The 23,184-nt window shown below is 38.4% G+C and carries 20 protein-coding genes; 13 read left to right on the top strand and 7 right to left on the bottom strand.

From position 1 onward, the window contains the following. Window positions 1-96 precede the first annotated feature (96 nt). The 6 genes from ACIQ6T_RS01255 to trmB are packed head-to-tail and all read left to right on the top strand — an operon-like array spanning window position 97 to window position 8,566. A complete protein-coding gene (locus ACIQ6T_RS01255) occupies window positions 97-3,120 on the top strand; it encodes a tetratricopeptide repeat protein (protein ID WP_395783411.1) in 3,024 nt (1,007 codons plus the stop codon). A gap of 6 nt (window positions 3,121-3,126) precedes the next feature. Next, window positions 3,127-4,830 carry a hypothetical protein gene (locus tag ACIQ6T_RS01250; protein ID WP_395783409.1) on the top strand — a complete coding sequence of 568 codons (1,704 nt, stop codon included), beginning with the start codon at window positions 3,127-3,129 and terminating at the stop codon, window positions 4,828-4,830. A 5-nt stretch (window positions 4,831-4,835) separates the two neighbouring features. After that, window positions 4,836-5,807 (top strand): hypothetical protein, encoded by a 972-nt coding sequence (locus ACIQ6T_RS01245; protein ID WP_395783407.1) that lies wholly within the window; start codon window positions 4,836-4,838, stop codon window positions 5,805-5,807. A gap of 5 nt (window positions 5,808-5,812) precedes the next feature. After that, window positions 5,813-6,592 carry a hypothetical protein gene (locus ACIQ6T_RS01240; protein ID WP_395783405.1) on the top strand — a complete coding sequence of 260 codons (780 nt, stop codon included), beginning with the start codon at window positions 5,813-5,815 and terminating at the stop codon, window positions 6,590-6,592. 21 nt (window positions 6,593-6,613) lie between these two features. Continuing rightward, window positions 6,614-7,897, top strand: a complete 1,284-nt coding sequence (locus ACIQ6T_RS01235; RefSeq protein ID WP_395783403.1) for a bifunctional folylpolyglutamate synthase/dihydrofolate synthase — start codon at window positions 6,614-6,616, stop codon at window positions 7,895-7,897. A gap of 3 nt (window positions 7,898-7,900) precedes the next feature. Continuing rightward, window positions 7,901-8,566, top strand: a complete 666-nt coding sequence (gene trmB, locus ACIQ6T_RS01230) for a tRNA (guanosine(46)-N7)-methyltransferase TrmB (RefSeq protein ID WP_395783401.1) — start codon at window positions 7,901-7,903, stop codon at window positions 8,564-8,566. Between the two features lie 30 nt (window positions 8,567-8,596). Here trmB and gap read toward each other — a convergent pair whose 3' ends face one another. Then, window positions 8,597-9,589, bottom strand: coding sequence for a type I glyceraldehyde-3-phosphate dehydrogenase (gap, locus tag ACIQ6T_RS01225; RefSeq protein WP_395783399.1), 993 nt, complete (start codon window positions 9,587-9,589; stop codon window positions 8,597-8,599). A gap of 502 nt (window positions 9,590-10,091) precedes the next feature. On the opposite strand from gap, the gene ACIQ6T_RS01220 reads away from it, so the two are divergent. From ACIQ6T_RS01220 to ACIQ6T_RS01195, 6 genes are all read left to right on the top strand, one after another. Next, entirely contained in the window at window positions 10,092-10,910 is an 819-nt protein-coding gene (locus ACIQ6T_RS01220) for a 2,3,4,5-tetrahydropyridine-2,6-dicarboxylate N-succinyltransferase (protein ID WP_395783397.1), read from the top strand. Between the two features lie 52 nt (window positions 10,911-10,962). Next, a complete protein-coding gene (locus tag ACIQ6T_RS01215; protein WP_395783395.1) occupies window positions 10,963-11,802 on the top strand; it encodes a S1 RNA-binding domain-containing protein in 840 nt (279 codons plus the stop codon). An 83-nt stretch (window positions 11,803-11,885) separates the two neighbouring features. Then, the gene (locus tag ACIQ6T_RS01210; protein WP_395783393.1) at window positions 11,886-12,377 is read left to right on the top strand and encodes a helix-turn-helix transcriptional regulator; all 492 of its coding nucleotides are present in this window, start codon (window positions 11,886-11,888) and stop codon (window positions 12,375-12,377) included. Window positions 12,378-12,565: 188 nt separating this feature from the next. Next, window positions 12,566-13,033 carry a hypothetical protein gene (locus tag ACIQ6T_RS01205; RefSeq protein WP_395783391.1) on the top strand — a complete coding sequence of 156 codons (468 nt, stop codon included), beginning with the start codon at window positions 12,566-12,568 and terminating at the stop codon, window positions 13,031-13,033. Further along, window positions 13,034-13,714 carry a response regulator transcription factor gene (locus ACIQ6T_RS01200; RefSeq protein WP_395783389.1) on the top strand — a complete coding sequence of 227 codons (681 nt, stop codon included), beginning with the start codon at window positions 13,034-13,036 and terminating at the stop codon, window positions 13,712-13,714. Beyond that, a complete protein-coding gene (locus ACIQ6T_RS01195) occupies window positions 13,714-15,072 on the top strand; it encodes an ATP-binding protein (RefSeq protein WP_395783387.1) in 1,359 nt (452 codons plus the stop codon). Before ACIQ6T_RS01200 ends, ACIQ6T_RS01195 begins: the two co-directional genes overlap by 1 nt. Before the next feature lie 221 nt (window positions 15,073-15,293). Here ACIQ6T_RS01195 and ACIQ6T_RS01190 read toward each other — a convergent pair whose 3' ends face one another. The 6 genes from ACIQ6T_RS01190 to ACIQ6T_RS01165 form a co-directional block, all read right to left on the bottom strand. Beyond that, a complete protein-coding gene (locus ACIQ6T_RS01190) occupies window positions 15,294-16,727 on the bottom strand; it encodes a hypothetical protein (protein ID WP_395783385.1) in 1,434 nt (477 codons plus the stop codon). A 51-nt stretch (window positions 16,728-16,778) separates the two neighbouring features. Beyond that, window positions 16,779-19,364 carry a DNA gyrase subunit A gene (gene gyrA, locus ACIQ6T_RS01185; RefSeq protein WP_395783383.1) on the bottom strand — a complete coding sequence of 862 codons (2,586 nt, stop codon included), beginning with the start codon at window positions 19,362-19,364 and terminating at the stop codon, window positions 16,779-16,781. A 160-nt stretch (window positions 19,365-19,524) separates the two neighbouring features. Continuing rightward, the gene (locus ACIQ6T_RS01180) at window positions 19,525-20,547 is read right to left on the bottom strand and encodes a LacI family DNA-binding transcriptional regulator (protein WP_395783381.1); all 1,023 of its coding nucleotides are present in this window, start codon (window positions 20,545-20,547) and stop codon (window positions 19,525-19,527) included. Between the two features lie 43 nt (window positions 20,548-20,590). Next, window positions 20,591-20,959, bottom strand: coding sequence for a dihydroneopterin aldolase (locus tag ACIQ6T_RS01175; protein ID WP_395783379.1), 369 nt, complete (start codon window positions 20,957-20,959; stop codon window positions 20,591-20,593). Between the two features lie 5 nt (window positions 20,960-20,964). Next, complete coding sequence (locus ACIQ6T_RS01170; protein WP_395783377.1) at window positions 20,965-21,723, bottom strand: DivIVA domain-containing protein; 759 nt, start codon at window positions 21,721-21,723, stop codon at window positions 20,965-20,967. 32 nt (window positions 21,724-21,755) lie between these two features. Then, the gene (locus ACIQ6T_RS01165) at window positions 21,756-22,646 is read right to left on the bottom strand and encodes a WD40 repeat domain-containing protein (RefSeq protein WP_395783375.1); all 891 of its coding nucleotides are present in this window, start codon (window positions 22,644-22,646) and stop codon (window positions 21,756-21,758) included. Between the two features lie 55 nt (window positions 22,647-22,701). Here ACIQ6T_RS01165 and ACIQ6T_RS01160 point away from each other — a divergent pair. After that, window positions 22,702-23,184 (top strand): 4'-phosphopantetheinyl transferase family protein (locus ACIQ6T_RS01160; RefSeq protein WP_395783373.1); only part of this gene is annotated, 483 nt, incomplete at its 3' end.

Here is a 23,184-nt window from a genome sequence, read left to right as displayed (position 1 = left end):
GGTCGCAAGCACCTAAAATAAATCAATTGCCTCAAACAATAATTTGAAAGAAAAATCGTATTTTTGATTCAATGTGCATGTTGTAACCATATTCAAATGAATAACCATTCAAGATCGACTAGCTGGATCACAGCAATACTTTTTTTCTGCATGAGTTTGGGGGCTTTTGGCCAACAAACACTTAGTTTCAAAGATCATACGTTACATTTCCGCCAGGCCAAAGAATACTTTGATGCGAAGAATTATGTAGCTGCGCGGGAAGAGTTTAATGCATATCTCGAAAGTATTGAGCCATTAAGTAACGAGCAAGCAGGGCAGAAGGTCTTAGCTGAATATTACATGACCATGTGTTCTTTATACATGAGTCAGCCAGAAGCGGAAATATTAGCCGAGCGTTTTGTAGCAAATAACCCAGAACATCCGCAAGCCATCAAATTGCTTCGTGGAATCGGTACGTTTTTCTATGACAATGGCGACTATGCCAAAGCAGTTAAATACCTGAGTAAATCATCAGAAACAAATTTAGAAGCCAAATACAAATTAGCTGTATCGTATTACGAACTAAAAAACTTTGTGGAAGCCTTACCTTATTTCAATGAAATTAAGGTGGAACAAGAAGAAGAATATGCACTTTCTGCAGCTTATTATGCAGCTGTCATCCAATTCAATGATAAACGTTATGCTGATGCGGCGCCAGATTTTCAAAAAGCAGAGGCGAGTAGCAAATACCGTAGGGAAATTCCAAATTGGATTGCCCTATGTTATTTTAACCAATCCAAATTCAATGAATTATTGAATTATGCTGAACCTATTTTAGTCAAAAAGAACTCTGGGTACCGCTTAGATGAATTATCACAGTTGGTGGCCGACGTACAATTTAAATTAGAGCGTTTCGATAAAGCAGCGAAAAGCTATGAGGTGCTTGTTAAGGCAACGGGCAATAAAATAAATCCAATCTCGCAATACCGCTTAGGTTATTCGTTATATCGTATCAAAAAGTTTAATGATGCAGCCATACAATTGAAAGGATTAGCTAGTCAAAAAGACTCATTAGGCCAATTTGCTGCATTTACACTTGCTCTTTCTCAGTTAAATGCAGGGAATTTGGCAGCGACGTTAGAAGCATTTGATTTAGCGAAAAACTTGAATTTTAATACGCTGATTCAGGAGGAAGCATTTTATAACCACGCCAAGGTACAATTAGACTTAGGTCGGGCATCAGAAACAATTCAAGAAATTCAATTATTTACAGCAAAATTTCCTAAAAGCAAATTTGCAGAAGAATCAGTCGAACTAGTTGCGGATGCATTTTTACATGCAGATAACCTCAAGGTTGCTTTGGAATATTTGCAAGGCTTAACAAACCGATCACCTAAACTGAATGAAGCATATCAAACCTTAAGTTATAATTTAGGAGTTCGCGCCTATAACGAAGAGCATTTCGATGAAGCAATTAAGTTATTTGATATTTCAATTAACACGCCTCAAAAAGCACAATACACCCAATTAGCGTTACTTGGAAAAGCAGAGAGCTTGTCTCAATTAAAGCAATTTGAAGAAGCCATTCAATTATATAACCCGTTGTTGAGTGGTAAAGGCCAAACAGAAGACTTCATCCAACAAGTTCGCATGGGTCTTGCGTTTGCGTATTTTAATACGAAAGATTTCACAAAGGCCAACAACCTATTTAAGGCGTATGTAGATCGATTAAAAGCAACACCAAACTCAAAAAATAATCCAGCAATTTTAATTCGTTTGGCTGATACGTATTTGATTTCACGCAAATATCAAGATGCCTTAACGTATTATTCGCAAGCTGCAGAAATAGCTAAAAATGAAAAAGATTACGCTTTGTATCAAAAAGGGATGACCTTAACTTATTTGAATCGTGATGCTGAGGCAAGACAAACATTTAAGCAAGTTCGCATGAATTTCCCTGATTCAAAATTTGCAGAAGATGCGATTTTTCAGGAGAATATAGTCTTATTTAATGGCCTTAAATACAAAGAGGCCATTATTGGATTTACTGAAATAATTGATGCCAAAACGAAGAGTGAGTACCTATCTCAATCAATTTTGAAGCGTGCTCAAGCGTATACAAACAATGAGCAATTTGAATTAGCACTTAGCGATTACAAGCGCATAATCAATGAATTCTCTGGAGATAAAATTGCCAAAGATGCGTTAATCGGTTTACAAGAAAACTTAATTAAAGTGGGCCGTCCAGAGGAGTTTGGTCAAGTATTAGAAAATTACCAAGCGAGTCATGCAGCAGAATCCAATGATGCTGAGGCAATGGATTTAAAATATAGTGCAGCAAAGGGGATTTATGATGGAAAGAAATTTGATAAAGCGATTCCTGCATTAAAAGATTTTGTTACTAAGTATCCAACTGATGAGAATGTCGTGGAAGCCTATTATTTAATTGCTGATGCAGCTGATCAAATTAAGGATTCTACGGAAGCAGTTGCAGCTTACAAAAAGGTTATTGAGCAAAATGCACACCCACAAGTAATTAAAGCTATTTTACGTACAGCTGAATTGGAATATACCCTTGGAAATTATCAGTCGTCTGTGAATTATTACCGCATGCATCAAGCGAAAATAAAGGAACCAGAAAATGTGCTGATGGGATACAAGCAGATCTTTAATGCGTTTTATGCAGCAAAGAATTTAGATTCTGTGGGAAAAGTTATTTTAGAAGTTGAACCCTTAGACTTATTTTCAACGACAGAATTAGCCTCGATGAGTCGGAAATTAGCCGATGCGTATTCGGATAGTACGCAAATAGGCCAGCGTAACGAATGGTTAGCAAAAACAATTGCATTAGACAAAAATGATATAGGTGGTGAGGCGCAGATTGAATTAGCCATGCAATTAAGTCAAGGAGGTAAATACAAAGAATCCAATGAGATGATTACGACCAAATTCAAAAATGAGTTCGCGGATGTATCTGATGGGGTAATTGGAAAAGCCTATGTCTTGTTGGCCGAGAACTTTTTATCGCTAAAAAACCTTGCACAGGCACGTGCAATCTTGAAATCGATCATTGATAATTCAACGGATAATGCTATCGTTGAAGTTGCCAAATTAAAGTTAAAAAGCTTACCCCTTAAATAAGATAACATGAAAATTGAAATGAACGCAAAATCAATAATCCTTTGCAGCTTATTTGGAATCTTTGGGGTACAGACGCAAGTTGGGGCTCAAGATAAAAAAGAAGGTAATATTCAGAATGATGATATCATTTTAGAGAAGGAGCGTAAAATTGTACTTCAGCCACAAATATCGCGCAATTTTGAACCTTTATCAGAAATTGAGAATACGCAAAAAGGGCGTAAAATGAAATATGAGTTCTTTGATCGCCGTTGGGAAACTGCCAACAAAACGATTTTGACTACATCGGTAATCGGACCTCGAACAGGGGATGAGTTGGTTTCTTCTTTTGGGCCCAAGTTTATGAATTTAGTGAAAATTGGAGCAGGTAATTTTGGACATACGACATTAAACGGTCATTTTGGATTTAATCCAAAGGAAACTCAGTTTCATGGATTGTACATAAATCATGATGCAAATCGCCGCGGCCCCATTGGGGGTGGGAATTCCGGACGGAATGAAAATGAAGCAAAAGCCTATTCAAAAACGTTCACGGGAAACTATTTATTAGATGGTCAAATTAGTTTTAGGCGTATAGGTAATCACTACTATGGCCGCGATGAGCGTATTTTTGATGGAGGAGGAACGATTCGTGATTTTGATATTAACTACAATAAATTCAACTATTCAGGGAGTATTTCAAATGCTAAAAAAGATGCCAAGTTTGATTACATCGCATCTTCAGGATTAACATATTTAAGTACAAATTACAATACCCGCGAATGGATTTGGGATAGCCAAATTCAATCAATCTTACATGTAAATGATAATTTGTCTGCCTACTTAGTGGGTGAAATGAACATGTCAGAGAACACCTTTGGACAAACAAATCGCCGGGAGTTATACCGCATTAAGCCGAGTTTCTTGTATAAAAACAACCGAATATCAGTGACGGCAGGTATTAATTTGGCCAATGAGAAAGATAAATTATTGGGTTTAAATAAAACGCGTTTATTTCCAATCGTGAAATTAGACGTAAAACCTACTGATTTCATTCATGTGTTTGTTGGCCTAGGCGGTGAAACCTATTTCAATTCATTGAACCAATTTGCTGCAGAAAACAATTGGATGGCTCAGCAAGTAAATTTGCGAAATACCGTTCAAACATCTAATATTTACGGTGGGATTAAAGGATCCAATGAGCGTAATTTAGACTTTGAGATGAAGGTATCTTACTCTGAATTTAGTGATTTAGCCTTTTATGTTCCGGCGAGTGATTCAACGCGCTTTGACATTAAGTATGCGGGGGGAGACAAAAAAGTACAAGTTTTGAATTTATCGGGGCAAATCAATTATCAGACCTTTGACAAAGTATTATCTATTTTAAAGTATGACTATAATCAATATACGAATATAGATTTCGCGGAAGGAAATGCGGTTTCTAAGCCGTTGCTGAGTTTATCATTTACTAATTCGATAACTTTTAAGGATCGTATTATCGTATCTCCAGATTTATTTTACGTAGGTGGGCTTTATGGCTTGCAAGCAAAAACAGGGAAATCCATTAAAATGGATGACATAATTGATTTGAATTTAAAAGTAAATTATCTGATTACAAAAAAATTCAATGCATCGGTGAGCGCAAATAATTTGTTGGGTAAAGAATATCAACGATATTTGAATTACGCTACGCAGGGTCTTAATTATACAGTAGGAGTAGCTTATTCATTTTAGTTCACATGCAAGAAACGATTATATCCCTTATTGAAGAATCATTATTAAGCTACGATTGTGTGATTATTCCACAATTTGGGGGTTTTGTATTGAATACAAAAGATTTCATGTTTGACCAATCAACATCAACCATTTATCCGAAGCGCAAGTGGGTTGCATTTAACGAGCGTTTACGTGCTGATGATGGAATCTTAGCGATGGCTTTGGCTCAAAAATCTGGAATGAAACAGAAAGATGCATTTAAGGAGATTCATGCATTTGCTCTTTCTTTAAATCAGCGAATTCAAGCAGAAGAAGAGGTTGTGTTGGGAAAAGTGGGAACATTCACTTTACGCAATGAATCAAAAATTAGTTTTGAGCCTAATCCGGAAACAAATTTTGATTTAACTCAATTTGGGCTTTTGCCGGTGCAGATTAAAACAAAGAAAGTAAAGCCTACATTAATTCCAAGTCCGGTAGCCATTTCCATGGTAGATGCGGAACCGATAATTCCAGAGGTTAAAGAAAAGCGTTTATCTGTTAAATTTTATACCTATGTCATCTTAGCATTTTTAGTAGGTGGGACTGCAGCTTACTTTTTAACAGAACCAAATTCGCGGTATGTGAATAGTTCCATGAGCCCTTTAACCATAAAGATTAAGAAAAAAGATAAAGTAGCTACACCTATTACGCCAATAAAATCGGTCACAGTTGCTACGCCAGCTTCGGCAGAAGTTGTTGAAAAAGTAGATCCAGTGATCGTCGAGGATATTTATTTAGTTGCTGGGAGTTTTTTAACAGAGAAAAAAGCAGCGCTTTGTCAAGCAGAGTTAGTAAGTAAAGGTTATTCTCAAGTTGAAATCATTGAAAAAGCAGAAGGAGAGAAGCATTTTCGGGTAAGTGTGGGGCGCGTGGCCAATTTTGACATAGGGTATCAAAAGGCCGCTGAACTAAAGAAAGATAAGAAATTAGATATTTGGGTGTTTAAAAAACAATAGTACTTATGAGTTTAGCTTATTCAGATAAAAAGTTCGAAAAAAGCAATCAGCGTAAGGCGTTGGTCATAACATTAGCAATCAATTCGCTATTGTTTTTGCTGATTTGGCAGGTAAAAATATGGAATGATTCACCTAATCCACCTGCAATTCCTGTGCAAGATGCGGGAATTGGTGAAATTAGTTTTGAGCAAGAAGCCCCGGCGCCAGCGCCTGCACCTCAAAAACAAGAGTTAACACAATCAACTGCGGATGCGGTACAAACAACTTCAACACCTGCATTAACGAGTACGGTAGCGAGTCCGGTAACGGTAAAAGCGCAACCGCCTGTTCCAGTAGAACCTAAGGAAATAGAGGAACCGGTTGATTTAACCTTAACACTCGGAAAACGTAGTCCTAAAGCTGGTTCAGCCTCAGGAGCCGGTGGTGGCACTGGTACAGGTGCAGGATCGGGCAAAGGATTAGGAACGGGTCTGGGTGGTGGCGGACGTGGTTCTGGAAATGGTTCAGGTCAAGGGGAAGGAAAAATTGCACAAGATTGGACATTTGATACCAAAGCATTGAATGGAATCGAAAATGGATCTGAAACCGGAGAAATCACCTTTTTTATTCGTATCAATGAGCGAGGGAATGTAACTGAAATTCGTATCGATCGGACTAACGTAAAACTTTCGTTGGCAGAGCGCTACAAAAAGCTCATCAAAAATTCCCGTTTTTATCCACGTAGTGAAGGAATCTCACGCGGTGCGAGTGGGTTTAAAACGATCAAGATTGTCCCAACAAACTAATTTAAGTCTATTTTGACTCGTATGACTTACGAAGAGGTTGTTAACTTCTTGTATGCACAACTTCCTGTTTTTCATCGGGAAGGTAAAAAAGCGTTTAAACCAGGTTTAGGAAATATTCAGGAACTGGTAGCGAAGATTGGAAATCCCCAGCAGCATTTTAAAAGTTTACATATTGCAGGAACTAATGGCAAGGGGAGTTCATCTCACTTCATGGCTTCCATTTTACAGGAAGCGGGATTTAGGGTCGGTTTATACACATCACCTCATTTAAAATCATTTACGGAGCGGATAAAAGTAAATGGACAAGAAGTTTCGCATGATTGGGTTGTTGACTTTTTTACCAAACACCGTGCACTCATTGCAGAGATAAAGCCAAGTTTTTTTGAATGGACCGTACTTATGGCATTTGCTTTTTTTAAAGAACAAGGCGTAGACTATGCGGTGATAGAAACTGGATTGGGTGGACGCTTAGATTCGACGAATATCATTGAACCCATCGCTACCTACATTACGAATATTGGCTATGATCATCAAGATATTTTGGGAGAAACGTTGCCAGAAATTGCCACAGAAAAAGCGGGTATCATCAAAGGTCAAATTCCTATATTAATCAGTGAGCGGCAGGATGAAGTAGAAGAGGTATTTAAGTCAACGGCACAAGCATGTGATGCGTTTTTAAATTTTGCGGATGAACTTGTACAAATATCAGCTGTAGAGAAAAAAGGAATAGAGCTTCATTTAGTCGCCAAAACAGAGCTCTGGGGTGATTTGAAAATTGAAAGTCCTTATGCAGGAACCTATCAAGTTCAAAATTTGCGTGGTGTGATTGCTTGGTGTACTCAGCTGTCTAAAAGGCGTGTTTTACAGCTTTCAGCACAAGCGATTCAACACGGAATAAAACTAACAAGACAAAATACCTCGTTGCATGGGCGCTGGGAAGTGATAGATCAGGATCCGTGGGTTGTGGCGGACACGGCACATAATGCAGCAGGCATTTCAGAGGTACTTGGTCAAGTAATCCAAATGGAAATTCATCAGCTCCATATCATCTTGGGGATGGTGTCGGATAAAGATGTAGACCGCGTCTTAGGTTTGTTTCCGAAAGACGCGCAGTATTATTTCACGCAAGCATCGAATCCGAGAGCTTTATCTGCAGGCGAACTTCAAGCAAAAGCGAATGTTTATGGATTACGAGGTGACATTTTTGCCAACGTCAATATCGCTTTAGCTTCGGCGCGTGAAACGCAAGCAGATTTTATTTTAATTACAGGCAGCACGTATATGGTTGCTGAATTAGCTGAATAAATTTTGAGTAGAAGAAAAATATACAAATACGAATGCGCCGAGCAATTGGCTAATGTTATTCAACATCCCAAGCATTTTTTTGAAAATTGTCGAGGAAAATGGATGTCGGACTATTTTAAAAATTCAAATCCAATTGTATTGGAAATCGGATGTGGCCGAGGGGAGTACACGAATGGTTTAGGGAAATTATTTCCGTCCAAAAATTTTATTGGTGTAGATATCAAAGGGGATCGCCTTGCGGCGGGTGGCCAACAAGCAGAAGTGATGCAACTTACCAATGTGGCATTTTTGCGCATTCAGATTCAGTTTATTGAAGACTTCTTTCTGCCAAATGAAATTGATGAAATATGGATTACTTTTCCTGACCCACGCATGAAAGACCGAGACGAAAAGAAGCGGTTGACTTTTCCATTTTACTTGGAAAAATATTTACGCTTATTAAAACCGGGTGGTTTAATTCATTTAAAAACGGACTCATCTGAATTTTTTGAATATTCATTGGCCCAATTCCAAGCGTATCAATTACAAAGCTTAGCAGAAACAAAAGACTTATACACATCAATTTGGAATGAGGATCACTTTGGAATTAAGACACGATTTGAGAAAATATGGTTTGATAAGGGCTACACCATAAATTATGCACGGGTAGAAAACAAAAAAGAGGCCTAAGCCTCTCTTTTGAAAATGATATAGAATTAATTATCCTACGCGTGCAATTAAATCAGCAGCACGAGAAGAATAACCAAATTCATTGTCATACCAACCTACAACCTTAACTAGGTTACCCATTGCAGTTGTTAGTTTCGAATCCAAGATACATGAGTGTGGATTTCCAATAATATCGATTGAAACAATTTCGTCAGTTGTATATTCTAAAATACCTTTCATCGGACCATCAGCTGCAGCTTTCAAAGCAGCATTAATTTCAGCAACAGTAGCATCTTTCTTCAATACAACAGTAAAATCAGTTACAGAACCATCTGGTGTAGGAACACGCATTGCATTTCCATCTAGTTTACCTTTCAAGTGAGGCAATACTAAACCAACAGCTTTAGCAGCACCTGTTGATGTAGGAATAATGGAATACGCAGCTGCACGAGAACGACGTAAATCGGAGTGAGGTGCATCTTGTAAATTCTGATCAGCTGTATAAGCATGAACAGTGGTCATAAAGCCTTTTTCAATACCAAACGCATCATCCAATACTTTAGCCATAGGAGCTAAACAGTTTGTCGTACAAGAAGCATTTGAGATAATTGTCATGTCATCAGTCAAGGTATCATCATTTACACCTAAAACTACAGTTGGGATATCACCTTTCGCAGGGGCAGAGATAATCACCTTGCGTGCACCAGCAGTTAAATGTTGGCCTGCACCATCTTGATCAATAAAACGACCCGTTGATTCTAAAACTACGTCAATTCCTAAAGTTCCCCAAGGAAGTTGTTTTGGATCACGCTCAGCAAAAGCTTTGATTACATGACCATTTACAGTAATGCTATCAGCATCTGAAGTAACAGTTCCATTAAATCGTCCATGAACTGAATCATATTTCAATAAGTGAACTAACGTAGCATTGTCCGTTAAATCGTTGATTGCTACTATTTCTACATTATCCTTTTCCAATAAACGACGGAAAGTAAGTCGACCGATGCGACCAAAACCATTAATGGCAACTTTAATTTTTCTCATTGAATGAATTAATTTGATTTCCTTAATAAATTCAAAAATAACCATATTATAGTATAATTCCAAGAAGTGTACCTAAATACCCTGATTTAAACGATTTAAAACAATAAAAAACAATTGTAAATCGAATAATTCTAATTTAGCATAAAAGCTAATTGTGATAATTTTATACAATTTTATCTCGGATACGTTTTTTATTCAAAAATATTTTGCATATTTGAATATAGAAATGCTTCGCAAATCGAGTGGGGCAGGGGAGTGACAGATTGTCACTTGTTTATTTGGCTAAATTTCAAGCCTTTTCTCACAATATATTATTTGGAATAAATTATCAACTAACTGATAATCAGCAAGTTGGATAATTAAAGTTTAAGTTAAATTAGTGCCAGTTTTGGTCTTGTATTTGTGGCAGATGAGCGGTCAACTAAGAATTATTTGACTTATAAGGCCTGATAAAAATCTTTTATTGGTAATTTGCGCTCTCAAAATTTTGCATACATATTATATGAATTCAGTAGAACAGATCATTTTAGCGGCCTGGGACAAACCAGAGACGCGTAATACACCAGAGGTAATTGCGGCGATTGAACAAGTTGTTGCATCAGTTGATGCGGGCGAACTACGTACCGCTGAACCTAAAGCTGATGGCTCATGGCAGGTAAATGAGTGGGTAAAGAAAGCCATAGTGATGTATTTCCCTATTCGTCAAATGACCGTGAGTGAGGTGGGCATTTTTGAATACCATGATAAAATGCGTTTAAAAACGAATTATAAGGAATTAGGTGTTCGTGTTGTTCCGCCTGCAGTAGCGCGTTATGGCGCATTTTTGGCGAAAGGAACAATTTTGATGCCATCTTATGTGAATATTGGAGCGTATGTTGACGAAGGAACCATGGTTGACACTTGGGCGACTGTAGGAAGTTGCGCACAAATCGGAAAGCATGTTCATTTAAGTGGTGGTGTGGGCATTGGAGGCGTACTTGAACCACCACAAGCAGCTCCCGTGATTATTGAAGATGGTGCCTTTATTGGCTCTCGCTGTATCGTAGTTGAGGGTGCACACATCGGAAAAAGAGCTGTTTTGGGTGCTGGTGTTACCATTACAGGTTCTTCTAAGATCATTGATGTAAGTGGCCCTGAGCCGATTGAATATATAGGCTATGTTCCTGAAAATTCAGTTGTAATACCAGGTTCAATACAAAAGAATTTTCCAGCAGGTACGTATGGTGTACCATGTGCACTCATTATAGGTAAGCGCAAAGAGAGTACAGATTTGAAAACATCATTGAATCAAGCGTTGCGCGAAAATAACGTGGTAGTCTAAACCAAAATCTATCCTTACCTTTACAACCCGGTTTACTCAACCGGGTTTTTTTATGGAAAATGAATTAAAAATTGGTGAATACAATCACCTACGCATTATCAAGGAAGTACCTTTTGGTTTATACCTAGATGGATATGAGGATGAAATCTTACTTCCCTTACAATATGTACCAGAAAATTATCAAATAGATGATTTTATTGATGTATTCATCTACCGCGATTCGGAAGATCGAATTATAGCTACTACGCTGAAGCCAAAAGCAACGATAGATCAATTTGCTTATTTAGAGGTAAAATCAGTTACTCCATTAGGTGTATTTATGGAATGGGGATTAGCCAAAGACCTTTTTGTTCCTTTTAGTCAGCAATTTCAAAAGATGTCGGTAGGGAGATCATATTTCGTCTATGTTTATTTGGATAGCCAAACAGATCGTATCGTTGCATCAGCACGAATCGAAAAATTTCTACCAATTACCGATGGCAGCGAATTTACAATTGGAGACAAAGTAGACGCAATTCCATTTGAGCATACAGATTTAGGAATTAAATGCCTTGTAAACAATTGTAAAATAGGTATGTTATTCAAAAATCAAGTGTTTACAAACTTGACGTTTGGCGAATCTACAAATGTATACATTAATAACATTCGGCCAGATGGTAAACTTGATTTACGTCTAGAACCTGTAGGTATGGTACGCATAGATGGTCAGTCTGAACGAATCCTCACTGCAATAAAAGCAAGTAATGGTATATTAAAATTACATGACAAAAGCCCTGCAGAGGAAATTTATTTTGAATTGGGGATGTCTAAAAAGGATTTCAAAAAGGGAGTCGGTGCACTTTACAAAAGTAAACTAATAGCTCTCCATTCTGATTGTATTTCACTTTTGTAAATCACATTTGACTTCAAAATTTTGTTTGTTTTTGTTAACTTATAATTTACTTTTGTAATACTATTTGTTTACAAAGACCAATTATGAATTTAAGTGATAAAATCGAATTGTTAATTAAACGCAAACAATTAAGTGCGTCACAATTCGCTGATAAATTAGGTATACCGCGTAGTAGCATATCCCATATACTCTCTGGACGGAATAAACCTAGTTTAGATGTCGTTCAGAAAATTTTACGTGTATTTCCTGAAATTACTGCAGAAGATTTATTATTTGAGGATCGTACCTTAGGATCGCTAGCTGTCGCTAAGGAAATGGTAACTACTCCTACAACTCCTTCTCTTTTTGATCCTGTTTTACCAACAGCCTCAGAATCCGTTAAAAATATTTCGCCTGAACAAACGATCGTACAATCAAATCTCAGACGTACCAGAGAAAACCATAATTCTGAGCGCGTTTCAAGTATTCCGCTAGCAACATCAGATGCAAACACATCTTACCTAGAAAAGAAAATTGAGCGTGTTCTTATTTTCTATTCGGATGGAACTTTTTCTGAAAGCAAGCCACAGTCTTAGATTTACTTCGCAAGATCTTTTCCACGACTTATCCACAGTTGTGAACAATTTTAAAATTCTTCCCCTAGTTATCCACATTTTTATGTGGATAACTAGGGATAATGTGTACAAATGGAGCTACTATGTAGCTAATTAGCTTTTTAATTTGGAAAAATAATTGTTTAATTTTAATGAATAACGCTTAATTCATGCAAAAAATAGATTCTTTAAACCAAGTAGCCCAGTTTCACCAAACTTTTGGTGCTCCGATTGTGGATAAACCAGGTATTCCAAGTGCAGAACGCTGCCAGCTCCGCGTAAGCTTGTTGGCAGAAGAACTAGAAGAACTCAAAGAAGCCATAGCTGCGAATGATATAGTTGAAATAGCCGATGCTTTGTGTGATTTACAATATGTCCTCTCAGGGGCTGTTTTGGAGTTTGGCATGGGTGAAAAATTCGTCGAATTATTCAATGAAGTACAGCGATCGAATATGTCAAAAGCTTGTCAAAGCCTAGCTGAAGCAGAAGCAACTGTAAAATTTTATGCAGATAAAGATGGCACTGAAGCGGAAATTTTTGAAGAAAATGGCTTGTGGAAGGTGTATCGTAAGGCCGATAATAAAGTACTTAAATCCATTAATTATTCACCAGCGGACCTGGTGAGTATCTTACGTTAAATGGTTAAAATCTTATTGATTGAAGATGAACCTAAAACTGTTCAATCCTTGAAACAAGGATTGGAAGAGAATAATTATGCAGTGGAAGTAACGTATGATGGTCTAATGGGGTACCAGTTAGCCACACGTAACACATATCAATTAATCATCTCAGACATCATTATCCCAGGGCTGAATGGACTCGAATTATGTCGCAAATTGCGAAAAGAGGGTGTCCAGACACCTATATTAATGTTGACAGCCTTAAGTACCACAGACGATAAAATAGAAGGATTTGATGCTGGAGCGGATGATTATTTGGCTAAGCCATTTGATTTCAAGGAGTTTTTAGCACGTGTTAAAGCCTTGATTAAACGTTCTAATCAGACGATGATTGAGGCACAGGTATTGAAATTTGCCGACTTAGAATTGGATCTCTCAAGTAAAATTGTTTCGCGTTCAGGGCAAAAAATTAACTTAACCGCTAAGGAATTTCAGTTAATGGAATATTTTCTTCGTAATCAGGAAAAAGTAATTTCAAAGGCAGAAATTGCTGAAAATATCTGGGAGGTAGAGGATGAAAACAGCTCAAATTTGATCGAAGTATACGTAAATTACCTGCGTAAGAAGGTTGATAAAGGCTTTTCAAGCAAATTGATTCATACACAATTTGGTATGGGATACATTTTACGACAAGAATAATGCAGATACGTTCCCGACTAACATATCAGTTTACGTATTTAGTTTCGGCGATTTTATTCGTATCGTATTTTATTATTTATGTATTTACCCAACAGAATTACAAAGACAAATTTTACAGTCGGCTGCGCCAAAAAGCAAACACAGCCGCTGAATTATTAGTCAACGTAAAACAAGTTGATTCTAAGCTACTAAGAATCATCGACCGCGCTAATCGCGATATCTTATATCGTGAAAATATAATGGCCTATGATACGTGCAATGAACGTATTTATCGATCGAATGACACAATTAATTTTCATATAGACGTAAACCGTGTAAAAGAAGTCTTCAAGAAAAAAGAAGTTAGATTTGAAACGGATGATTTAGAGGTACTAGGTACCGTATTTGTTACACCAGAGGGCCAAATAGTCGTTTTTGCAGGTGCAGTTGATCAATATTCAGCAGAAAATGCGAAGGATTTAAAGAACATTCTGATCGCTTTGTTTCTCTTATTTGTCTTCATTGTTGTTATCTCTGGATGGTTTTTTGCCGGAAGGGCAGTACGACCCATTTCAGAAGTGATTAAACAAGTGGATTTACTGTCACCTAAGCGACTAGAACAAAGGTTAGAAACAGCAGATTCCGAAGATGAAATTGGCAAAATGGTAGCGACCATTAACCGGCTCTTAGAACGAATTGAAAGTGCATTTCGCTTTCAAAAAACATTTATTGCCAACGTATCCCATGAGTTAAAAAACCCACTAACCAAGATCTCAGCACAATTGGAAGTAAGTTTATTGAATGAACGGTCAACTGCCGATTACAAGTCGACAATCGCCTCTGTATTAGAAGATACCCAAGATTTAGCAGCTATCACTGAATCCTTGTTGGAATTAAACAAAATCAGCATTTCGGATTACCAAGCCGGTTTTCAGGTCATTCGAATTGACGAAATTCTTTGGGAAGCACGCAGTTTAACGCAAAAGTTGAATACATCCTATAAAGTTACTTTTGACACACAATTCATGCCAGAAGACGAAGAATTGTTGATGATCAAGGGCGATGAAAAACTTATTCTGACAGCATTAAAAAATCTGCTAGAAAATGCCTGTAAATTCAGCCCAAATAAGCAAGCATTTGTACAGCTGGCCATTGAGGATAACAAGATTATTATTGAGGTGAAAAATGAAGGAAAAGGAATTCCTGAGGCTGATTTACCCTATATTTTCCAGCCATTCTTTCGTGGCGAAAATACAGCCAATGCTAAAGGCTATGGCATCGGTTTATCACTTGTCGAACGCATCGTTCATTTACACCTAGGACAAATATCAGTCCAGTCTGAACTTAATGGATGGACAAAATTTACAATTAGATTGTAGAGACGCGATACTTCGCGTCTAACACGCATATCTACATAAAATAGACGCGAATTATCGCGTCTCTACAAGCTATATCAAATTGTTATATAATTTATATTATGTTAAATAGATAATCTCATGTCTAGAGTCTAACGTCCAAAGTCTAAAAAAAAAGATGCCCATTTCTGAGCAGCCTTTTCTTAATGACTAACGTCTAATATCTTACGTCCAACGTCTTAGTATTAATCTACCGTTTTCTCCATTTTCAACTCACGGTACACTTGGCGTAAAATCTCCTTCAAATCTTCATCTTTCTTCACAACTAATGCACGCTCAAAATATGGCAACGCCTCTTTATATTTCACAGCGATTTGTTCCTCTACCGCCTTACCATCTTTCTTATAGGTCTCCATATCCATCGAATTCACCTTACGCTTAATTTCTGCCGCATCATTATAAGACATCGCACCTAACTGATACAACGCATCATAATAATTAGCATCTATTTCCAACGCACGTTTGTAAAAACCAGGTAATTCCTCACGTAAAGCAGCAATTTTAGCTTGTAATTCATCCATTTTGACTTTATTAGCCGCTGCATCCCCTACTAACTTCTCAGCCTCTGCCTGCTCATCCATCAACAACTTTAATTCGTCATTATCCGCTTTAATCGATGCCTCAATCTTATTGATTTGAGCCTGATAAACCGGCTTTTGTTTCGGTTGAGCTGTTTTTAATTTGGCCTTCACACGCTTTAACTCATCCACATAAACCTCGGCCTTATCTTTTTGAGAAGCAACTTTGCGTTTTGCATTTTCAACTTTTACGGTCGTTTCAGCAATCTTATTTACCTCCTCTTTTAAGCCGTTAACCTTATTTTCATATAACAAACCTAAATTGAATAAATTCATTACATCCTTAGGATCCTTTTCAATTGACCCCTTCAACTGAAGAATCGCCTGATCAATACGACCAAACGAAATCAACATATTGAACTTCTCATTACGTAAATCCTTATTCGATGGATAAATTGCAATTCCTTTATCCAACATGGCTAAAGCCGTCTCCTCTTCCTTCGCCGCCTTATAAATCTGAGCTAAACCGTAAATAATCGCCATATCCTTACCACCAATCGACATATAATGCTCATACGACTTGCGCGCCTCAGCATCTTTCTGACACAATTGAGCTACGACACCTGTATACATAGCAGACATCGTATCGTTCGGGGCAATTGCAGATGCTCTAGACATATACCGGAACGACGATGCATAATCCTTTCCTTGATATTTTATCACTCCCACGTTCATTAATGCACCATATGCTTTCTCACGCCCATCCATTAATTTCTCCGCATCCTTCGCAATCGAACCTTTTTTACCTTCTTTCGTGTCTAATTTTACCGCCTCTGCAATGTATTCAATCGCTTTGAAGGGCGCTTCTAAATCTTTTAAAGCGAGCGTAGAATCAGGAAACGATGCCAAATCAAAATAGGCAATCGCACGATCATACCATAATTTTGGTTTTGTAGGTGATTTCTTCACCGATTCATCTGTCTTTTTAACAGCGTCCAAAATACTCTTCTTTTGTGCTTCGACCAAAGCCTTTTCCGCTTGAGCGAACATTGAGCCTGCGGCTATTACCACAGTAATCAGGGTTAAAACTACTTTTTTCATATATATAGTTAAATTAAAAAAAAGCCCGTACAAAAAATACGGGCCAAAAAATTATTCCTCTATTTGTTCTTCAGTTCCTTCCACATTGGGAGTCTCCTCCCCTGCTTCTTCAACTGTCGTTTGATCCATAACCGCACTTTCCACAAGTTCAGCACCTTCAACCAACACAACTTCTTCCGGTTCTGGTTCTTTATCAATTTTCGTTACTGATGAAATTTCATCCGACTCATTTTTCAATCGAATCAATTTCACTCCTTGCGTATTACGTCCCATGACGCGTAACTCAGCCACACTCGAACGAATCAAAATACCCGCCTTCGTTATGATCATCAAGTCATTCGAGTCATTTACTTCCTTAATAGCCACCAAATTACCTGTTTTCTCCGTGATATTCAAGGCCTTAACTCCTTTACCTCCCCGGTTAGTCAATCGGTAATCTTCCACTTCAGATCGCTTACCAAATCCCTTCTCAGATACCACTAATAATTGTTGGACCTCCGGATCAGACACACAAACCATACCAATTACCTTTTCGGTAACGATCTTCTCATCTATCCAAATACCCTTAACTCCTGCGGCAGTACGACCCATTGGACGAACGCGCGTCTCTTCAAAACGTACTGAGCGACCGGTATTCGTGGCAATCACAATTTGATTATTACCATTCGTTAACGCCACATCCAATAAACGGTCTCCCTCACGAATAGTTATCGCATTAATACCATTTTGACGCGGACGAGAATACGCTTCCAAAGATGTTTTCTTTATCGTTCCATCCTGCGTACACATCACAATAAAATTATTATCAATGTAATCCGGATCCGTAATCGACTTCACATTAATAACCGCACGAATGGTATCCCCATTCTCAATATTCATCATATTTTGAATTGGACGGCCTTTCGAGTTTTTAGATCCTTCTGGCACCGCATATACACGTAACCAGAAACATTTACCGCGCTCCGTAAAGAATAACAACCAGTTGTGCATCGTCGCTGAGAACAAATGCTCTGTATAATCATCATCTTTCGTAATTACCGCACGTGACCCTACGCCACCTCGCGTTTGTGAACGATACTCCGTAATCGGTGTACGTTTGATATATCCCTGAGCTGAAACCGTAATCAACATCTCATCATCCGCGATCATATCTTCAACCGAGAACTCATCATCTGTCATATTGATCTGCGTACGACGCTCATCACCATAACGCTGCTTCATCTCCAACAACTCATCTTTAATGATCTGTAACTGTCGATCAGGCTTAGCCAAAATGTCTTCCAAATCCTCAATCAATTTCATGATCTCCGCATATTCATTCATGATCTTCTCACGCTCCATTCCAGTTAAGCGTTGTAAACGCATCTCTAAAATAGCCTTCGATTGAATCTCTGATAAATTAAACGTACTCATCAAACCCTCCTGCGCCGTATTCGGGTCCTTCGAATTACGAATCAACTTGATTACCGCATCCAAATTATCCAATGCAATAATAAAGCCCTCCAAAACGTGCGCACGCTTACGTGCCTCACGTAAATCATATTTCGTCCGACGAATAATAACCTCATTTCTGTGCTCAACAAAATGATGAATCAAATCCTTTAAATTCAACATCATCGGTCGGCCCTTCACCAAAGCCACATTATTTACACTAAATGAAGATTGTAAAGCGGAAAACTTATATAAGTTATTCAAAACAACATTGGCCACCGCATCGCGCTTCAAATCAAATACAATGCGCATTCCTTGACGATCCGACTCATCACGAATCTCAGAAATACCTTCAATGCGCTTATCGTTTACCAAATCAGCACATTGCTTAATCAATGATGCTTTATTCACCATATACGGGATTTCAGAAACAATAATCTGCTCCTTACCCGTTTTTGATGTATCAAATGTCGCATTCCCTCGAACCACAATACGTCCCCTACCCGTCTCAAATGCATTCTTAATTCCCTGGACACCATAAATCGTTCCTCCAGTTGGAAAATCAGGCGCCTTGATATATTGCATCAATTCAGGAATGGTAATGTCTCTGTTATCAATATATGCCCCAATTCCATCAACCACCTCAGTTAAATTATGCGGCGCCATATTTGTAGCCATACCTACCGCAATACCTGATGTTCCATTCAATAGTAAATTAGGAATCTTAGCAGGCAAGACAGTTGGCTCATCCAAGGAATCATCAAAGTTAGGCTGAAAATCAACCGTCTCTTTATTTAAATCACCTAGCATTTCATCCGCAATCCGCTTCAAACGAGCTTCTGTGTAACGCATCGCAGCCGGCGAATCACCATCAACTGAACCAAAGTTACCTTGGCCATCCACCAATGGATAACGCAATGACCAATCTTGAGCCATACGCACCATCGTGTCGTATACCGACGAATCACCGTGCGGGTGATACTTACCTAATACCTCACCGACAATACGAGCCGATTTTTTATATGATTTGTTATAACTAACTCCCAACTCCTCCATACCGTACAAAACTCGACGATGTACCGGTTTTAACCCGTCGCGCACATCTGGTAAAGCACGAGAAACTATGACCGACATTGAATAATCAATGTACGCCCCTCTCATTTCATCTTCGATGTTGATTGGGATAATATTCGTTTGTAATGACATAAATAATGGTTTGATTCGTTGAACAACCCTTGTTCATTTTTTCTATTTTACTAGAAAAAAACAGGGATTTTCAATAGGTGCAAATATCTCAAATTCTGCCTATTTTTCCAAGAAAAAATTCAGTAAAAAAATTGAAATATTAGTTGGGAAGAAATAGCCTCTAATTACCACGCAGGGACGATTCCCGTACCATCAATTTGGTCTTCAAAACTTCAATAACAGGAGAATCTCCTGCATTTTTTCCTTCAATTTGATCGATCAATAATTTGAAGGCTAAATGACCTATTTCCTCCAATGGTTGCGCCACCGAAGAAATCGTTGGCGAGACAACCGAACAAACAGGTTCATTATTAAAACTTACAATTTTTACATCCTCAGGAACACGAATCTTTAATTCACGCAAGGCCAATAAAACCCCTAAAGCCAAGCGATCCGAAACTACCAAAATTCCATCTGGCGCATTGTCCATGCGCATCAAAATATGCGTTTGCGATTTGGCTGTATCCTGAAAATAATCGGAATGAAAAATCAAACTAGGGTCAGCTTCAATCCCCGCCTCCGAAAGAGCCCGTAAATAACCTAACCGGCGCTGATTACTAACCGAAACGTTTTTAGGTCCAGCCAAAAAAGCGATCCGTTTACACCCGTTTTCCAACAAATGTTTGACAGCTTCATATGCAGATTGCTCATTATCAACCATCACTTTGGACGCATGAATCTCATCACTATCCCGATCAAAAAATACCAAGGGAATACCGCGTCGCTGCAAGCGATTAAGATGCTCTAAATTTACGGTCTCCCGAGAAAGTGAAATAATAATACCTTCCACCTGAGAACGCGATAAATTTTGAATATTAATCAATTCCCGCTCGTACGATTCCTGTGTTTGCGTTATCAACAACGAATATCCAGCCGCAATTGCCGCTTCTTCGATCGCCTTCACCACCGTAGAGAAAAAGTAATAGCCCAAATCCGGCACAATTAAACCCAATGTTTTTGTCCTACTCTTCACCAAACTAGAGGCTAAAATATTTGGTTGGTAATCGAGCTCTGCCGCTAAATCAAGAACAGATTTTTTTGTATCCGGATGAATATCCGGTAAATCACGTAAAGCGCGCGAAACAGTCGCTACTGATACATTCAACTGCTTGGCAATATCTTTGATCGTAACCTGATGACGCATGATGTGGTAAAATTTAATCTGAATTTACACTCTTTTTCTCTAATTATTCAATCAAAGAACTTTCTCTCCAAACAACCGACGAACGACCACCCATCATTCCCATAGGTGGATGCTCCTTTCCTATCTTAATTTCCAACTCTAAAAAATCAGGATGTAAATGCTTACATCTCGAGGCAATTTTTTCACACAATGTCTCCAATAAATCAACCGGATCACGCATAATTTCAACACAAATAGCATAGAGCTGCCCATAATCCATCGTTCGGTCAATATTATCACCAAACTCTGAGGTAATTTCCTTCGAAATAGACAGATTTAAAATAAACCAATTACCCAAAATCCGTTCTTCAGAAAACAAACCATGATAACCAAACAACCGCACATCTTCTAAACACACCCGATATATCCGCATTGCCTCTAATTAATATCACCAACTTTCCCACGAGGAGCACTTGATTTCGCGTAGGCTTCCAATACTTTATTCAAGGTAGGCAAACCATCATCTTCAATCGTACTCACATCCAAATGATTTGATTTTGCAGGCTTAGAAACCGCATTTGCCTTTTTCTTTACCGCCGGTTTTAGCTTAGCTGCAGGCTTACGAACCTTAGGCTCCACGTTGGGTTTAACAGAAACTACTTTCTTTTTCTCAGCTTTAACAGGAACAATTGGTGGAATATCCTTTTTCCATTTCGCCAACTGGTCCATTGTTTGCTGCGCAAGTTCCAACATCTGCTCGGCAAGTGTTTGTTGGACCGCTTCCAAACGTCCCATCTCCCGCTGCTTCTCCTTCAGTTCTTGATCCGCTTGGGATATCATTTGCTTGCGCTCATTTTCAACCAATAAAGTAGACTTTTTTGCCATCTGCTCAGACTCCGCAATAATACTAGCAGCCTTTTTCTTGGCATCTGAAAGCATAATTTCAGCTTCCTTCTCTACTTTTTCTTGCCAATGTAGTTGTGCTTCTTCGGCCAACTTCATTGCCCGAAATAGCGAAGATTCTACCTCACGTAATCGATTTACTTCTTGTTCAAGTTGCTGAATTTTCTCTTGCATAGATCGCTCATTTCGAGCTGATTCTTCCGCAAATTGATCTACCGAGTTCACATAGGCCTGGACCTCCGAAACATCGTAGCCACGAAAACCTTTGGAAAAAGACACTGCTGATATAGGCATAGAAAAAACTTGTTTAGTAAAATAAAAAACCTTTAATCGATTTTCCAAACAGAAATCTGTTTATCATCAGATCCGGAAACCAACAAATCTGTATAATCCGACCAAATCAATGCATTTATTGAATGCTTATGCCCACCATAGCGTGGAAAATCAAGTACTTTTAAAAGCGTCAAATCAGTCGTATGCCAAATTTTAATTGTCTTGTCCATACTTCCCGTTGCCAAATAGCGCCCACATGGACTTAAAACAACCGCATTAATTGCCTGAATGTGTGCAGGAACGGCAGGCAATGCCTCAATTAATTCATTTGATTCCCAATACCATGCGCGAATATGTGCATCTCCGCCAACCGATATGAGGGTCTCCCCCACTTCAATCAAAGCAAAAACACGCTTTTCATGCACTATTTTGGCATATATTAATTCAAATTGCGAACTAAATACGCGCATATTGCCATCACTATAACCAGCAAAAATTTGTTGGCCTACCACCATCAAACACCGCACATGAGCCTCCCCTACTTTTACATGTTTCAAAATCTGATGCGATAAACGATCCACCACCGTAATCATCCCGCGTGAACTTGCCACCCAAACTTGATCTCCCCAAAATTGAATATCATAAATTGATTGATTCAACATCGGAATTGAAAAAACACGATCTAAAGTACCTACATGTATGCCATGAATTCCCTCATTATTTTGAGCCACCCAAAGAATTCCAGACAAATGATCCAGACGCATGGCATAAATAGATCCTTGAATTTGCGCAATCACTTTACCCAAATCTGGTTTTTGAAGATTCCATTGAACAACCCATCCATCCGCTCCAGCAGAATAAAATAAAGCATTGTCTACAGCCTTTTCCAAAGCGTATACCGCACCCCGATGACCCGCAAACGTATCTATTCGTTCTATTTTCAAAATTCTAAGCCAATTGAACTACAAAAATGATAATTTTACAGTCAAATCTATCGGTATGCCGGAATTTTCATCCTCCCTCTCTTTACTACTTCCTGAAACACATGTGTGTGTATGGAAAATCGACGAGCCAGAAGAATTCTTTACACAAGTACCGAGCAGCTGGCCACCGATAAATTCAGAAAATCCAATAAAGCGTTTGGAATCAATGGCAGCACGCTATTGTCTATATGATTTATGTAAACGCATCGGAATGACAGATGTAGTGTTCCAACAAGACGAACGCCAACGCCCCTACTTTCTAGATTCGGATTGGAAAATATCCTTAACGCATTCATTTCCATACGTCGCTGCGGCTTGCTGCCGAACAAATGAGGTAGGTGTAGATATCGAAAAAAAAGGCCGTAAAATTGAGAAAATAGCGCCTCGCTTTTTGAATCAAATGGAACTAATAAACCGTCTAGATAATCATGCAGCGCTCACCGTCGCCTGGTCCATTAAAGAATCCATTTACAAAGCAGCGAATATTCCTGGATTATCT

This window comes from Aquirufa sp. (assembly GCF_044377215.1).
Classification (GTDB): Bacteria; Bacteroidota; Bacteroidia; order Cytophagales; family Spirosomataceae; genus Aquirufa.
The sequence above is the reverse complement of the archived record's forward strand: the minus strand, read 5'-3'. Positions and strand labels throughout refer to the sequence as shown.

Bases quoted from the DNA above. Each gene is read 5' to 3' on its own strand.
- gyrA (WP_395783383.1), bottom strand. From the start codon at position 19,364: ATGTCATTACAAACGAATATTATCCCAATCAACATCGAAGATGAAATG.
- ACIQ6T_RS01235 (WP_395783403.1), top strand. From the start codon at position 6,614: ATGACTTACGAAGAGGTTGTTAACTTCTTGTATGCACAACTTCCTGTT.
- ACIQ6T_RS01205 (WP_395783391.1), top strand. From the start codon at position 12,566: ATGCAAAAAATAGATTCTTTAAACCAAGTAGCCCAGTTTCACCAAACT.
- ACIQ6T_RS01210 (WP_395783393.1), top strand. From the start codon at position 11,886: ATGAATTTAAGTGATAAAATCGAATTGTTAATTAAACGCAAACAATTA.
- ACIQ6T_RS01180 (WP_395783381.1), bottom strand. From the start codon at position 20,547: ATGCGTCATCAGGTTACGATCAAAGATATTGCCAAGCAGTTGAATGTA.
- ACIQ6T_RS01245 (WP_395783407.1), top strand. From the start codon at position 4,836: ATGCAAGAAACGATTATATCCCTTATTGAAGAATCATTATTAAGCTAC.
- ACIQ6T_RS01175 (WP_395783379.1), bottom strand. From the start codon at position 20,959: ATGCGGATATATCGGGTGTGTTTAGAAGATGTGCGGTTGTTTGGTTAT.
- ACIQ6T_RS01195 (WP_395783387.1), top strand. From the start codon at position 13,714: ATGCAGATACGTTCCCGACTAACATATCAGTTTACGTATTTAGTTTCG.
- ACIQ6T_RS01255 (WP_395783411.1), top strand. From the start codon at position 97: ATGAATAACCATTCAAGATCGACTAGCTGGATCACAGCAATACTTTTT.
- gap (WP_395783399.1), bottom strand. From the start codon at position 9,589: ATGAGAAAAATTAAAGTTGCCATTAATGGTTTTGGTCGCATCGGTCGA.
- ACIQ6T_RS01240 (WP_395783405.1), top strand. From the start codon at position 5,813: ATGAGTTTAGCTTATTCAGATAAAAAGTTCGAAAAAAGCAATCAGCGT.
- ACIQ6T_RS01190 (WP_395783385.1), bottom strand. From the start codon at position 16,727: ATGAAAAAAGTAGTTTTAACCCTGATTACTGTGGTAATAGCCGCAGGC.
- ACIQ6T_RS01170 (WP_395783377.1), bottom strand. From the start codon at position 21,723: ATGCCTATATCAGCAGTGTCTTTTTCCAAAGGTTTTCGTGGCTACGAT.
- ACIQ6T_RS01215 (WP_395783395.1), top strand. From the start codon at position 10,963: ATGGAAAATGAATTAAAAATTGGTGAATACAATCACCTACGCATTATC.
- ACIQ6T_RS01250 (WP_395783409.1), top strand. From the start codon at position 3,127: ATGAAAATTGAAATGAACGCAAAATCAATAATCCTTTGCAGCTTATTT.
- ACIQ6T_RS01200 (WP_395783389.1), top strand. From the start codon at position 13,034: ATGGTTAAAATCTTATTGATTGAAGATGAACCTAAAACTGTTCAATCC.
- ACIQ6T_RS01220 (WP_395783397.1), top strand. From the start codon at position 10,092: ATGAATTCAGTAGAACAGATCATTTTAGCGGCCTGGGACAAACCAGAG.